This is a genomic window from Streptomyces sp. T028 (genome assembly GCF_048159505.1).
Lineage (GTDB): Bacteria > Actinomycetota > Actinomycetes > Streptomycetales > Streptomycetaceae > Streptomyces.
The window spans coordinates 34,958-47,912 of record NZ_JBLRVZ010000034.1; the positions used below are offsets into that span (position 1 = coordinate 34,958).

Sequence of the window (12,955 nt, forward strand, 5' to 3'; positions counted from 1 at the left end):
TGAGCCTCAAGCTTCTGGGCTTCGAGTTCTGAGCTTCTCTTGAGTCAACCCCGCCCCACACGCGGGTAGGTTCCCTGCACACCGGCCGCGCAGGCGGGTGTCCGGAGTTCGGGGGGCTCACTTGGACGTCTTCTTTCTGATCATCCCGTCGGTCATGATCGCGGCCATTCTCTTCGCGATGTACACCGTGATCAGCCGCTCGCGCCGGGCCACGCGGGCCTGGGGCAGCGGTCTGACGGCCGAGGCGCGCTGTCTGCGGACGTACACGACGACCAGGACCAGCAGCGGTGAGCACCGCCGGGTGACGACGGTCCTGCACCACGTCTACGAGTTCACCACCCGCGAGGGCCGCACGGTCCGGTTCGAGGAGGAGAACGGCCCGGGGACGACCCTGGAGGGTGACATCGTCACCGTCTTCTACCCGGCCGACCGCCCCGACCAGGCCACGGCCCACCCTCCGGCGCGCGGGCGGCTGTTCGCCGAGTCCGGCTGTGTGCTGGTCTTCCTCGGTGTGGCGCTCGCCTTCTGCATCGGCTTCATCATCTCCGTCGAGGCCGCGTTCTCCGCGGTGTCCGAGTTCTCCGAGGTCTCCGACTGGGACGACGTCGCGCCATAGTCTTCTGACGATACGTCAGCTACCGTGCGCCTTCATGGAGTCCGTCGCCGAACTCGTAGCGCAACGCTGGGACGACCACCGGCCGGGACTGTGGTGCGAGGAGAGCGTGGGCTCCGGGGTCGCGGTCCTCAGCCATCACGAGATCGCGGCCGGTGCCGCCGCCCGCGCCGCGCTCCTGGCCGACCTGCTGCCGTCGGGCGCCGAGCCGCACCTCGGGGTGCTGCTGGACAACACCCCGGAGTTCCCGCTGTGGCTGTCCGCCGCCGCGCTCGCCGGTGCCGCAGTCGCCGGGATCAATCCCACGCGGCGGGGCCCAGAGCTGGCCCGGGACATCCTGCACACCGAGTGCCGGCTGCTGATCACCGAGCACGGCCGGCTCCCGCTCCTCGCCGGGCTCGACCTTCCCGGAGTCCGGGTGCTGGTGACGGACACGGAGGAGTACGAGGCTCTCCTCGCGCCCTACGCGGGCGCTCGCCCGGATCCCTCCCGGGCCCGCCCCGCCGACCGCCTCCTCCTCTACTTCACCTCCGGCTCGACCGGCGCACCCAAGGCCGCGATCTGCACCCAGGGCCGGCTGGCGGCGGCGGGGCGGTCGCTGGCGGCGCAGTTCTCCGTCACGCCGGACGACGTGCACTACATCTGCATGCCGATGTTCCACGGCAACGCGGTGATCGCGGACTGGGCGCCCGCGCTGGCCGCCGGGGCCGGGGTGGCGCTGCGGCGGCGCTTCTCGGCCTCCGCCTTCCTCAGCGACATACGGCGGTACCGGGCGACGTACTTCACCTATGTCGGCCGGGCGATCCAGTACCTGCTGGCCACCGAGCCGTCGCCGGACGACCGGGACCATGTCCTGCGGCTGGGTTTCGGCACGGAGGCGGGGGTGGTGGACGCGGCGGCCTTCGAGCGGCGGTTCGGGGTGCGGCTGGTGGAGGGGTACGGCTCGTCGGAGGGCGGCGCGGCCGTGCAGTGGACGCCGGGGACACCGGCCGGGGCGGTGGGGCGGGCGGGGCCCGGGCTCGCCGTACTCGATCCGGAGTCGGGGCAGGAGTGCCCGTCGGCTGCTTTTGACTCCGCCGGGCGGCTGCTGAACGGGGACGAGGCGATTGGGGAGCTGGTCAATCGCGGGCCGAACCCGTTCGAGGGGTACTGGCGCAACCCGGCGGCGGAGGCCGAGCGGCGCCGGGACGGCCTGTACTGGACCGGCGACCTCTTCTACCGCGACCCCGACGGCTACCTCTACTTCGCCGGCCGTACGGACGACAGGCTGCGCGTCGACAGCGAGAACCTGGCCGCCGCGATGATCGAGAACATCCTCGCCCGGTACGAGGGCGCGGACGCCGTCGCCGTGTACGCGGTGCCCGACCCGGTGACCGGGGACCAGGTGATGGCGGCGATCGCCGGGGACTTCGAGCCGGCCGCGTTCGCCGCGTTCCTGTCCGCCCAGCCGGACCTGGGGACGAAGATGGCACCCCGGTTCGTACGGGTCGTGGACCGGATGCCGGTCACCGCCACCAACAAGATCCATCGTGCGCTGCTGCGGCGGGAGGGGGTGCGGTGCGCGGACACGGTGTGGTGGCGCCCGCCGGGGGAGCCCGGCTACCGGCCGCTGACCAGGGAGGATGCCGAAGGGCCCCTCGTGGTGTCCACGAGGGGCCCTTCTTCGGTGCGCCGCCAGGGACTCGAACCCCGGACCCGCTGATTAAGAGTCAGCTGCTCTAACCAACTGAGCTAGCGGCGCATGACTCCCGCCGTCCACCCTTCGGTGGCTGGCGACAGAGAAAATACTACCTGGTCCCGAGGGGTGCTCCGGACCGCCGGCCGAGCACCGGGGCGTGCGCCCCTCCGCGTGGGTGAACCACGTGACCACATAGTCATATGTCACAGGCCGGTCCCCCTTCTCGCTCGATGGTGGTCGCACCAGACCTCTTCGTTCCACCGACCCGAAAGGGGCCCGCCGTGACCACCGTGGAGCTCGACTACAGCAGTGACGGGATCGTCCGTCTGCTGAGAACGCCCCCGGAGCAGCGCTCCCTGCCCTGGCTGAAGGACGCCCTGCAGCAGGCGATCATGCTGGAGCTCGCCACCCTGCCGCCCTACCTGTGCGGCATGTGGTCGCTGCTCCAGGACACCGACTCCGGGAAGGCGGCGGCCGCCGCCATCCGCGTGATCGTCTTCGACGAGATGTCGCACCTCGGGCATGTCTGCAACCTGCTCACCACGATCGGCGGGAGCCCGCGCCTCGCCGACGAGAGCGTGCTGGCGCCGTACCCCTGTCCGCTGCCCGGCGGGGTGCGGCCCGAGATCAATCCCGATCTGGAGGTCTACCTCGGTGGGCTGACGAAGGACTCGGTCGAGATGTACTCGCAGATCGAGGCGCCGGAGGAGCCGCTCGCCCAGTTCGCGGCCGCCGAGGAGACGTTCGCCTCGATCGGTGCCTTCTACACCGCGATCCTGGAGGCCTTCCGCGTGCACCAGGGGGAGATCAGGGGCACCCGTCAGGTGACCAGGAGCATGGGGCACCACGGGGAGGGGAACAGCCTCTTCCCGATCAGGACCTTCGCCGACGTCGAGCAGGCGATCACGGTCATCAAGGAACAGGGCGAGGGCACGGACAAGACCCCGGACAACCCCTTCCCCGGGCACGCGGGCGAGCTGTCCCACTACTACGTCTTCCGGGAGATCTTCCGGGGCCGGAAGCTGAAGAAGATCCAGGAGACGCCCCCGAAGTGGGACTTCCAGGGCGACCCCATCCCGTTCCCGAACGCCCGTCCGATGGGCAGGGTGCCGAAGGGTGGCTGGGCGAACGACCCGGGCACGGTCCCCGACGCGGCCGTGCAGACCGAGCTGGACAAGGGCAACACGGCCTTCAGTGAGATGCTGCACGCGCTGGAGAGGGCCTGGGAGCAGGACCGGCCGGAGGACGCCGACCCGCACATGGACGACGCGGTCGGCCACATGTTCGCCCTCAAGGGTCCCGCGCTCAGGCTGATGGACATGCCCCTTCCGAACGACCCCGCGAAGCGCTACGGCCCGGAGTTCCGGTTCGTCGCCACCCCGTAGCCCCGGCATCCGGAACGGCGGCCCCTAGGGCCTGTCGTTTGGATCAGGTCGCAGGATGGTGACGGGGGTGTTCGGCGCCGGTGAGCGGGGTCTGGTGCGTGCAGCTGCAAGGCGGAGGAGGGCGTCGACGCGGAGCGTCGGCAACCGACGACAACGCGGCAGATGCGCGTGCCAGACCCCGCGTCTGCGACATGATCCAAACGACAGGCCCTAGATCGCCAGGGACAGCAGGACCGGGGCCGCGTTCCTGTTCAGGGCGTCGGCCGCGTGGCGCAGGCGGTGGGCGTGGGCGACGGGCAGGGACAGGGCGAGGCAGCCGACGGCGGAGCCGGCGGTGATCGGGACGGCCGCGCAGACCGTGCCGACCGCGTACTCCTGGAGGTCGAGGTGCGGGACGGTGGGCGGCTGGGACTCCAGGCGGGACAGGAGCAGCCGGTCGCTGGTGATGGTGCGCGAGGTGAGGCGGGCCATCTTGTGCCGGGAGAGATGGTCCCGCCTGCCGTTGTGGTCGAGCTGGCCGAGCAGGCTCTTGCCGAGCGCGGTGGCGTGCGCCGACGAGCGGAAGTCGAACCACTCGTGCACGGCGGGGGTGGCGGGGCTGTCGGCGTACTGGGCGATGGTGACCTCGCCGTCGACGTACCGGCTGACGTAGACGGCGGCGCCGATCGAGTCGCGCAGCCGGTCGAGGGTGCGCTGGAGCTGCTCGCGCAGGGCCTCCTGGCGGCCGTGGGCGGAGCCGAGGCGGGTCAGCGCCTCGCCCGTGACGTACGCGCCGTCGGCGACCTGCTCGACGTATCCCTCGCGGCGCAGCATGCGCAGGAGCGTGGTCAGCCGCTCCGTGCCCAGGCCGGTCTCGCGGGCGAGCTGGGCGTCGGTGACACCGGTGGAGTGCCGTGCCACCGTCTCCAGGACACGCAGGGCGTCCTGAGCCGAGTGGTACGGCGCGGTCGGCTCGTGCTTCAGCGCCACGGTTCCCCCCTGGTCGCTTTCTCTGGCCGTGATCCTGGCAGCGAATCATCTCCACGATAACGGCCAAGCGGGCGGAGGGGAGGGGGTGTTGGCGAGAATGTGGTGAGCCTTTGGTGCTCTCAACTGCGACACTGACCCTCTGGCATATGCCAAAGACATGTCCAGCCGCCTCCGGCCCCGCCCTGGCCCCGCCCCGACCTGGGAGTGTGGTGACCGTCAGCGGCCGGGGACGTATCCGCGTTCCTTGTCGACCACGTTCCGCAGGGGCCGGCCCGCCGCCCACCGCTCGAACAGCTCCACGAACTGCGCGCCGAGCTCGTCGTGCCGCCCGACCGTGTCCCCGGCCATGTGCGGGGACACGAGCAGGCCCGGAACCTGCCACAACGGACTGTCGGGCGGGAGGGGTTCGGTACCGAACACATCCAGGGCGGCGCCTGCGATCCACCGGCTGCGCAGGGCCCGTACGAGCGCCTCCTCGACGACCAGACCACCCCGCCCGACATTCACGAAGCGGGCGGAGGGCTGCATCACGCCGAAGCGGCGGGTGTCGAACATGCCACGGGTGCGCTCGGTGAGCGGCGCGGCGGCGATCACCCAGTCGGCGCGGGCGAGGAGCCGGTCCAGGTCGTCGGGGCCGTGGATGCCGGTGCGCGGGACGCGGCCCACGATCGCGGTGGTGACGCCGAGCGCCTTCAGGGTGCGGGTGACCGCCCGGCCGACCGGGCCCGACCCGACGACCACGGCCCGGGTACCGGCCACCCGTCGGCTCTCCCGGGGCCGCCACTCGCCGCGCGTCTGCAGCTCCCAGGTGCGCGGCAGGTCCTTCGCCATCGCCAGGACCAGCGCGGCGACGTATTCGGCGACCGGTTCCTCGAAGATGCCGCGGGCGTTCGTCAGCACCGTGTCGGACGCGGCCAGCTCCGGGGACAGCACCCGGTCCACGTCCGCGCCCGACGTGTGCACCCAGCGCGGTCTCGGCCCCGCACCGGGCCAGGCGGCGCGCACCGCGTCCGAGGCGGTGTCCCACACCAGCAGGACGTCGGCCTCCGGCAGGAGTCCGTGGAGGCTGGAGCCGTCGGCGTGCAGCACCCGCACCCGGCCCGTGAGACGGCCGAGGCGGGGCGGGGGCTCCGCGTCGAGGACGAGGAGCGTGGGAACGGCGGCCATCCGGTGCCTTTGCCTCTTCCGTGACCAAGGGCCTGACGTGCGCGGACGGAACACGGTCGCACCCCGGCCCACGGCCGTCAACACGGCCGGACCGCCAACCAGGTGAGGATGGAGCCCGTGGGCTGCGCCCGCTGGGTACCCGGGTACTTCCCCGAAGAAGAGCAGCAGCAGGAAGGCCGGTCATGACCGCACTCGGATTCCTCCACCCGCGCCACTCGGCCGAGGACGACTACCCCCGTATCGAGCAGCTCCTGGCCAGCGACATCCGGGTGGACCTCGTACGCGCGGAGCCGGGCGGGGATCTGGAGGGGGACTCGGGCGGGGACCTGGGACGCGCCGACGCGTCTTTGCGGATGGGCGCGCCCCACCGGCTCGCCGCAGGTGTCGAGCAACTGCGGCTCTCGGGCGCGGAGGCCATCGTCTGGGCCTCCACGAGCGGCAGCTTCGGCTACGGCTGGGAGGGCGCCCACGAGCAGGTGCGCACCCTCGCCACGGCCGCCGGCATGCCCGCCTCCTCCACCTCCTTCGCCTTCGTGCACGCGGCCCGGGAACTGGGGGCCGCGCGGATCGCCGTAGGGGCGACCTACCCGGCGGACGGCGCCGGTCTGTTCGCGGAGTTCCTGCGGGCGGGCGGCCTTGAGGTGACCGCGCTGCACGCCGCCGGGGCCACGGCGGAGGAGGCCGGCGTCTGGGGCGAGGCGGAGGTGCTCGCGCTCGCGCGGGCGGTCGACGCGTCCGGCGCCGAGGCGGTCCTGCTGCCCGACACCGCCCTGCACACCGTCGCCTGCCTCCCGGCCCTGGAGCGGGAACTCGGCAAACCCGTCCTCACCGCCAACCAGGTCACCGTGTGGGAGGCGCTGCGCCTGACGGACCGGCGGGTGAACGAGCCACGGCTGGGGGCGCTGTTCCGGCGGGAGCCGATCGTGCAGGTGTGAGGCCCGAGAGGGCTTGAGGGAACAACTTGAGGGAGCAACTTGAGGGAATAAACGGGGACACCCTCCCGTTAGGGCGCGGAGGACACCGTAAGCCCGACGACAGGAGGACCCCGTGGCGGCAGACGAGACGGCGACGGAGGGGACGGCGACGGAGGGGACGGCGAACGGCGGGGCGGCGGCCGGAGAGACGGCGGCCGACGGCATACGAGCCACCGCCCACGGCACCGCCCCCACCCCCCTCTCCGTCCTCGACCTGGTCACCGTCGGCTCCGGGCGCACCGCCACCGACGCCCTGCGCACCAGCGTCGACCTCGCCCGGCTCACCGAGTCCCGCGGTTTCCACCGCTACTGGGTCGCCGAGCACCACTCGATGCCCGGCGTCGCCTCCTCCTCGCCCGCCGTGATCCTCGCCCACCTCGCCGCCCACACCGGCCGCATCCGGCTCGGCTCGGGCGGCGTGATGCTGCCCAACCACGCGCCCCTCGTCATCGCCGAGCAGTTCGGCACCCTGGAGGCGCTCGCGCCGGGCCGGATCGACCTCGGCCTCGGCCGCGCCCCCGGCACCGACGGCGCCACGGCCGCCGCGCTGCGCCGTACGGCCACGCTGCACGAGGGCGCCGACGACTTCCCCGAGCAGCTCGCCGAGCTGACCCGGTTCCTGGACGACGACTTCCCCGACGGGCACCGCTACCGCCGTATCCACGCGGTGCCCGGCCCGGTCCAGGCGACCTCGCCCGGCGGCGTCCAGTCCCGGCACCGTCCGCCGGTCTGGCTGCTCGGCTCCTCCGGGTTCAGTGCCCGGCTGGCCGGACTGCTCGGGCTGCCCTTCGCCTTCGCGCACCACTTCTCCGCGCAGAACACGGTTCCGGCCCTCGACCTGTACCGGGAGTCGTTCCGCCCGTCCGAGGTGCTCTCCGAGCCGTACGCCCTGATCGGTGTCTCCGTCCTCGCCGCCGACGACGAACGCGAGGCCCGCCGCCAGGTCCTCGCGACGGGACTGAACATGGTCCGGCTGCGCACCGGCCGCCCGGGACTCTTCCCCTCACCCGAGGAGGCGGAGGCGCACGAGTTCAGCGAGCTGGAGCGGGAGTTCGTCGACTCCTGGACGGCGAACATCGTCCACGGCACCGCCGACGAGGTCCGCACCGGCCTCGACGACCTGCACAAGCGCACCGGCGCCGACGAGCTGATGCTCACCAGCCACGCCCACCGCGGCGAACTCCGCCTGCGGTCGTACGAACTGGTCGCGGACGCGTACGGTTTGCCCACGGCCTGACCCGGACCGGTGTGTGGGGGTGGGGTGCCCCTACGGGTTCGCCACCGCCGCCCGGTCCGGCCCCGAGGCTCGCAGCTCGGAGATACGATCCGGCGACACCGCCCGTGAGTACAGCCAGCCCTGGCCGGTGTCGCAGCCGATGCTGCGCAGGCGGTTGGCCTGGGCGGCGGTCTCGACGCATTCGGCGGTGACGGTGAGGCCGAGGCGGTGGGCGAGGTCGATCATCGCCTCGACGACGACCTCGTCGGCCGGGTTGGGCGCCGCGCCCGTGCCCTCGTACTGGAAGCCGCGGACGAACGACCCGTCCAGTTTGAGGACCGAGACCGGCAGCCGGCTCAGATAGGCGAGGTTGGAGTAGCCGGTGCCGAAGTCGTCGATGGCGATGTGCACGCCCATGTCACTGAGAGCTTGCAGGGCCTGGAGCGGGCGGCCCGCCGAGCCCATGACCGCGGACTCGGTGAGCTCCAGCTGGAGCAGGTGCGGCGGCAGCCCGGTCTCGGCGAGGATCTCCGCCACGTCCGCCACCAGGTCGGAGTCCCACACCTGACGGACCGCCACATTGACACTCACGAACAACGGCGGCTCGTCCGGCCGGTCCAGCTGCCAGGCGCGGGCCTGACGGCAGGCGGTGGCCAGAATCCACCGCCCGAGCGGGACGATCGAACCGTCCTCCTCGGCCAGCGCGACGAACCGATTCGGCGGCAGTGAACCGAACCGGGGGTGGTCCCAGCGCACCAGCGCCTCCACCCCGCGCAGCCGCCCGTCCGACATGCCGACCAGCGGCTGGTACTCCAGCCGGAACTCACCGCGCTCGATGGCGGGCCGCAGCGTGGAGGCGAGGGCCTGGCTGGTCATCAGATGCGCGTTGCGCTCCGGGTCGAACAGCGTCCAGCGGTCCTTGCCGTCGACCTTCGCCCAGTACAGCGTGGTGTCGGCGGCCTGCATCAGCGCGGTCGCGGTGGTCCCGGCCGCGTGCCGTTCGACGACGCCGATCGACGCGGAGACGTTCATCCGCTGCCCGGACAGGTCGAAGGGCGCCTGAAGGGCCTTCAGTACGGACTCGGCGAGATCCGCGAGCTGCTCGGTGCCGGTCGAGTCCTCCACCAGCAGGGCGAACTCGTCGCCGCCCAGTCTGGCCACCAGTGGCACGCTCGGCCGGTTCTGCCCGGCCTCCTTCGCGCACTCCGTCAGCCGCTCGGCCACGGCCGCGAGGAGCCGGTCGCCGACGCGGTGGCCGAGGGTGTCGTTGACCGCCTTGAAACCGTCCAGGTCGAGATAGCACAGGCCGATCCGGCCGGTCCCGCTCTGCTCGTACGACTCCGCCTCCAGCGCCGCCGACACCCGCTCGAAGAACAGCGTCCGGTTGGGCAGCCGGGTCACCGGATCGTGCATCTGGAGGTGCCGCAGCCTGGCCTGCAGGTCACGGCGGTCGCTCACGTCGGCGACCGACAGCAGCACCCCGGGGCCGCCGCCGTCCAGCGGGGCGACGGTGACCTGGGCCCAGAGCGTGCGCCCGTCCGGGTGCTTCAGCCGCCGGGTGCAGCGCAGTTTCGCCTGCCGGCCGCGCAGCACCTCGCGGTAGGCGTGCCAGGTGCGGGCGTCGGAGGCGAGGTCCAGCAGATCGGCGGCGACCCGCCCGGCCAGGCTCGCCCCGTCGCCGCCGAGCAGCTCGCCGAGCGCCTGGTTGGCGTCCACGACCTGGCCCTCGCGATCGACGAGGGCCATGGCGAGAGGTGCCGCCGCGAACACGGAACGGTAGGCCGGGGGGTCGGCTCCCCCCAGGCTCTCCGCACAAGTAGCTGCCTGACTGTCACGCTCCGTGACGGCGGACCGGTCGAGGTCTGCCGCGGGCGTCGGCCCTTCGGACGTTCCGCTCACCGCTCGCTCCCGCAGTGCACTCGATCGCTGTCCTGGCAGGAAAGTGTGCCGATCATAGATGCTGCCCCCGGAGTTGCGCAGCCACTGCCCAGTGTCCCCGAACACCCCACCCTTCTGACAGATCGTTTCTGCCCGCAAGGGGACCGCTTCTGCAGGCGCCCGATCGCTTGTGACGGACCGTGAGAATTCCGGGGGTGTCGGAATTGATGCCCGCTTTCTCTCTCCTCACTCTTCTGGGGCAGACAAACAGGGCATAGCGCGACAAAGTCGAACAGGCTGGGGGCGGTGATCCGCGAACCGCCCCCGGAGGTCCGAAGTGCCGCGACTGTTCCCGCGCCCCCGACTGCGCAGCACCGCGGCCATGTGCACCACCCTCTCGGCGATCGCCGCGATCTCCCTGGCCACCGGCCCCTCCATCGCCGAACCCTTCTCCGCCGCGCCCTGTGTCCTCGAGCGCACCGACGCCCACCACTCCGAGGGCCTCGACACCTGGAACACCGCCTACCCCCGGCCGACCCGCGCCCTTGACGCGGTGATGGTCTTCCTGTCCTTCCCGGACCGGGTCCCGACCGCCACCCCCGCCGAACTGACCGCCGACCACTTCCCGGCCACCAGCCGCTTCTTCCGGCAGGCGTCCTACGGCAGGTTCAGCCTGCGCGCCCACCCCCTGAAGCACTGGCTCCGGATGCCGAAGCCGTCCACCGCGTACGCCATACAGCGCGACTGGAACGCGGAGCGTCGCGCCGCCTATCTGCACGACGCGCTCACCGCCGCCGACGCCGAGGTCGATTTCTCCCGGTATGACCTTGTCTACTTCGTCGCCGACCCGGACGCGCCCGGCGTGGACTCCGACGCCACGAAGGTCGTCAACCTGGACGAGCCCCTGCACGCCGACGGCACCGACATCCGCCGCGTCGTCACGGTCTTCGAGAAGCATCCCCCCGACCGGCTGGTCCTCGCCCATGAGACCGGGCACGTGTTCGACCTGCCCGACCTCTACCACCGCCCGGTCGACGGCAAGGGCGACTGGGACACGTACGTCGGCGACTGGGACCTGATGGGCAGCCAGTTCGGACTCGCCCCGGATCTCTTCGGCTGGCACAAGTGGAAGCTGGGTTGGCTGGCGCCCCGCCAGGTGGTGTGCGTACGGGACGCGGGGCCCACCCGGCTCACCCTGGAACCCCTCGGCGCCGGCCCCGGGGTCCCCGTCACCGGCGCCTCCGGCGCACCCGCCTTCGGCCTCGGTGACGGCGCCAAACTGGCCGTCGTCCGCACCGGCCCCGACTCCGTCCTCGCCTTCGAGGCCCGCGGCCCCATCGGCAACGACCACGCCGCCTGCCGCTCCGGCATCCTCGTCTACCGCATCAGCGGCGACGCCCAGTCCGGCCGCGGCCCCGTCGAGGTGATCGACGCCCACCCGCACACCGAGGCCTGCTGGGAGTCCTCCGTCTACCCGGCCCTCGCCGACGCCCCGATCGCCCTCGGCGAGACCTTCACGGTGCCGGGGGACGACGTACGGGTGGAGGCGGAGGGGCGGACACTGTCGGGGGCCTGGAATGTGAAGATCACACTGCCGCGCGTATGAGCCGGACTGTGGCATGCGGCATGCGGCATGCGGCATGCGAAAGGCCCCCCGCTTCCGCGAGGGGCCTCTGCTGTCGGTGCGCCGCCAGGGACTCGAACCCCGGACCCGCTGATTAAGAGTCAGCTGCTCTAACCAACTGAGCTAGCGGCGCCTGCTGACGTCGTAGACCTTAGCATCCTGGTCGGCCGGGGGAAAAATCGATATCCGCACCGCCGTGCGGGCCGCCCGGACGGCCGCCCAGAGCACGACCTCGGGGCCCGGCAGCCAGGGGTGACGGCAGTCCGGGGCGACCACCCAGCGGGTCGGCCCCTGCTCGTTCTCCGGGGTGAGCGCGGGCACGGTCACCGCGTCCCCGGTGCCGTGGCACAGCAGCGGCGGCACGGATCCCGTACGGCCGTCCCGCCGACCGTGGGCGCCCCACTCCTCCCACTCCAGCAGCGAGGGCAGTCGCTGTGCCGTGCCCGGCGCGGCGAACAGCAGCATCCGCCCCCGGAGCACCGCCACCGGCCCGGAGCCCGGCCCCTCGCTCCACAGCCGGTCCAGCATCAGCCGCCCGAACATCGCCGGCGCGCTCACGATGTCGAACACCGAGCCGCAGGGCAGCACGACCGGGGCCTGCGGCCGCTCTTCCCAGAGGGCGAGGATGCTGCGCGGATACGTTCCGGCGGAGGCCAGCCAGACGGCGCCGTCCGCGGTGACACATGCGCTGCTCATGCCCACCTGTCTACCGGCTGTGAGGAAACGGCTCCCGAGAGTTGCGGAAAACCGGGACAGAGAGCGGGGGAGCGAGTATCTTGCCCGCCCGCCTGGCATATGCCCAGCACGGCCTACAGCGGGTCGACGGGCCCCCGCCCCTCGGTGTCCCCGCGCAGCAGGTCCCGGCCGAACTCGACCATCTTCTTCGCGTAGTCCTCGGTCCACTCGGCCCGCTCCGCGATGTCCGCGGGCGTCAGCCGGTCGAAGCGGCGCGGATCGGCGAGCTGCGCGGCCGCGACGGCCTGGAACTCCAGCGCCCGGTCGGCGGCGGCCTGGAACGCCACCGTCAGCTCCGTTGCCCGAGCCAGCAGCGCGCCCGGGTCGTCGATCGACTCCAGGTCGAAGAAGTGCTCCGGATCACCGGCCGCCTCCGCCGGCTCGAAGAGCAGGGGCGCGGGGCGTAGCCGCGGTTCGTTCCGACGCGGCGTGGGCTCCGCCATGTCTTCTCCTCCTCGTGCGTTCCTGTGTTCGTGCGTTCCGATGCGGACCACCTTCCATTGTCCCCCGGGGGCGCAAGAGGCCCTCGGCCCCGCACTCTCAAGGAATCCGCACCCCCGGATGTTCCCCCACCGTCACGCCTTCCAGGCCACCCGGTGCGGTGCCCCCTGGCCGCCCCCGGCGGCGTGCCGGACTTCGTCCGGGGGTGGGGTGCGGCGGCGGAGGTCCGCCGGGCAGGCGCTGTGGTGTCGGTCAGGCGTGGGCGCTGTGGCGTC

General features: G+C 72.2%; 11 protein-coding genes and 2 tRNA genes. 6 read left to right on the plus strand and 7 right to left on the minus strand.

The genetic code is table 11. The features are described from left to right. Positions 1 to 121: 121 nt before the first annotated feature. Together ACLZN2_RS31330 and ACLZN2_RS31335 are read left to right on the plus strand one after the other, a co-directional pair. Positions 122 to 616: a DUF3592 domain-containing protein gene (locus ACLZN2_RS31330; RefSeq protein ID WP_416982768.1), complete on the plus strand. Its 495-nt coding sequence runs from the start codon at positions 122 to 124 to the stop codon at positions 614 to 616. A gap of 34 nt (positions 617 to 650) precedes the next feature. Beyond that, positions 651 to 2,315, plus strand: a complete 1,665-nt coding sequence (locus tag ACLZN2_RS31335) for an AMP-binding protein (RefSeq protein ID WP_416982769.1) — start codon at positions 651 to 653, stop codon at positions 2,313 to 2,315. Here the strand turns inward: ACLZN2_RS31335 and ACLZN2_RS31340 are convergent. Next, a tRNA-Lys gene (locus tag ACLZN2_RS31340) sits at positions 2,281 to 2,354 on the minus strand. The genes ACLZN2_RS31335 and ACLZN2_RS31340 overlap by 35 nt on opposite strands. 218 nt (positions 2,355 to 2,572) lie before the next feature. Here ACLZN2_RS31340 and ACLZN2_RS31345 point away from each other — a divergent pair. Beyond that, positions 2,573 to 3,676, plus strand: coding sequence for a ferritin-like domain-containing protein (locus tag ACLZN2_RS31345; RefSeq protein WP_416982770.1), 1,104 nt, complete (start codon positions 2,573 to 2,575; stop codon positions 3,674 to 3,676). A 210-nt stretch (positions 3,677 to 3,886) separates the two neighbouring features. Here ACLZN2_RS31345 and ACLZN2_RS31350 read toward each other — a convergent pair whose 3' ends face one another. After that, positions 3,887 to 4,645, minus strand: a complete 759-nt coding sequence (locus ACLZN2_RS31350) for an IclR family transcriptional regulator (RefSeq protein WP_416982771.1) — start codon at positions 4,643 to 4,645, stop codon at positions 3,887 to 3,889. 216 nt (positions 4,646 to 4,861) lie between these two features. Continuing rightward, positions 4,862 to 5,812 (minus strand): D-2-hydroxyacid dehydrogenase, encoded by a 951-nt coding sequence (locus ACLZN2_RS31355; protein ID WP_416982772.1) that lies wholly within the window; start codon positions 5,810 to 5,812, stop codon positions 4,862 to 4,864. Between the two features lie 182 nt (positions 5,813 to 5,994). Here ACLZN2_RS31355 and ACLZN2_RS31360 point away from each other — a divergent pair, with 182 nt between their 5' ends. After that, positions 5,995 to 6,747: a decarboxylase gene (locus ACLZN2_RS31360; RefSeq protein ID WP_416982773.1), complete on the plus strand. Its 753-nt coding sequence runs from the start codon at positions 5,995 to 5,997 to the stop codon at positions 6,745 to 6,747. Between the two features lie 112 nt (positions 6,748 to 6,859). Next, positions 6,860 to 8,023 carry an LLM class flavin-dependent oxidoreductase gene (locus tag ACLZN2_RS31365; RefSeq protein WP_416982774.1) on the plus strand — a complete coding sequence of 388 codons (1,164 nt, stop codon included), beginning with the start codon at positions 6,860 to 6,862 and terminating at the stop codon, positions 8,021 to 8,023. Between the two features lie 30 nt (positions 8,024 to 8,053). On the opposite strand, the gene ACLZN2_RS31370 is transcribed toward ACLZN2_RS31365, so the two are convergent. Further along, positions 8,054 to 9,901, minus strand: a complete 1,848-nt coding sequence (locus ACLZN2_RS31370; RefSeq protein ID WP_416982775.1) for a putative bifunctional diguanylate cyclase/phosphodiesterase — start codon at positions 9,899 to 9,901, stop codon at positions 8,054 to 8,056. 316 nt (positions 9,902 to 10,217) lie between these two features. Here ACLZN2_RS31370 and ACLZN2_RS31375 point away from each other — a divergent pair, with 316 nt between their 5' ends. Continuing rightward, on the plus strand, positions 10,218 to 11,486 hold the full coding sequence (locus tag ACLZN2_RS31375; protein WP_416982776.1) for a M6 family metalloprotease domain-containing protein: 1,269 nt from the start codon (positions 10,218 to 10,220) through the stop codon (positions 11,484 to 11,486). A 77-nt stretch (positions 11,487 to 11,563) separates the two neighbouring features. On the opposite strand, the gene ACLZN2_RS31380 is transcribed toward ACLZN2_RS31375, so the two are convergent. The 3 genes from ACLZN2_RS31380 to ACLZN2_RS31390 form a co-directional block, all read right to left on the minus strand. After that, positions 11,564 to 11,637: transfer RNA gene (locus tag ACLZN2_RS31380), tRNA-Lys, on the minus strand. Further along, on the minus strand, positions 11,628 to 12,200 hold the full coding sequence (locus ACLZN2_RS31385; protein WP_416982777.1) for a bifunctional DNA primase/polymerase: 573 nt from the start codon (positions 12,198 to 12,200) through the stop codon (positions 11,628 to 11,630). The genes ACLZN2_RS31380 and ACLZN2_RS31385 overlap by 10 nt, the downstream gene beginning before the upstream one ends. 113 nt (positions 12,201 to 12,313) lie before the next feature. After that, complete coding sequence (locus ACLZN2_RS31390; protein ID WP_416982778.1) at positions 12,314 to 12,682, minus strand: hypothetical protein; 369 nt, start codon at positions 12,680 to 12,682, stop codon at positions 12,314 to 12,316. Positions 12,683 to 12,955 lie beyond the last annotated feature (273 nt).

Bases quoted from the DNA above. Each gene is read 5' to 3' on its own strand.
- ACLZN2_RS31335 (WP_416982769.1), top strand. From the start codon at position 651: ATGGAGTCCGTCGCCGAACTCGTAGCGCAACGCTGGGACGACCACCGG.
- ACLZN2_RS31355 (WP_416982772.1), bottom strand. From the start codon at position 5,812: ATGGCCGCCGTTCCCACGCTCCTCGTCCTCGACGCGGAGCCCCCGCCC.
- ACLZN2_RS31360 (WP_416982773.1), top strand. From the start codon at position 5,995: ATGACCGCACTCGGATTCCTCCACCCGCGCCACTCGGCCGAGGACGAC.
- ACLZN2_RS31385 (WP_416982777.1), bottom strand. From the start codon at position 12,200: ATGAGCAGCGCATGTGTCACCGCGGACGGCGCCGTCTGGCTGGCCTCC.
- ACLZN2_RS31390 (WP_416982778.1), bottom strand. From the start codon at position 12,682: ATGGCGGAGCCCACGCCGCGTCGGAACGAACCGCGGCTACGCCCCGCG.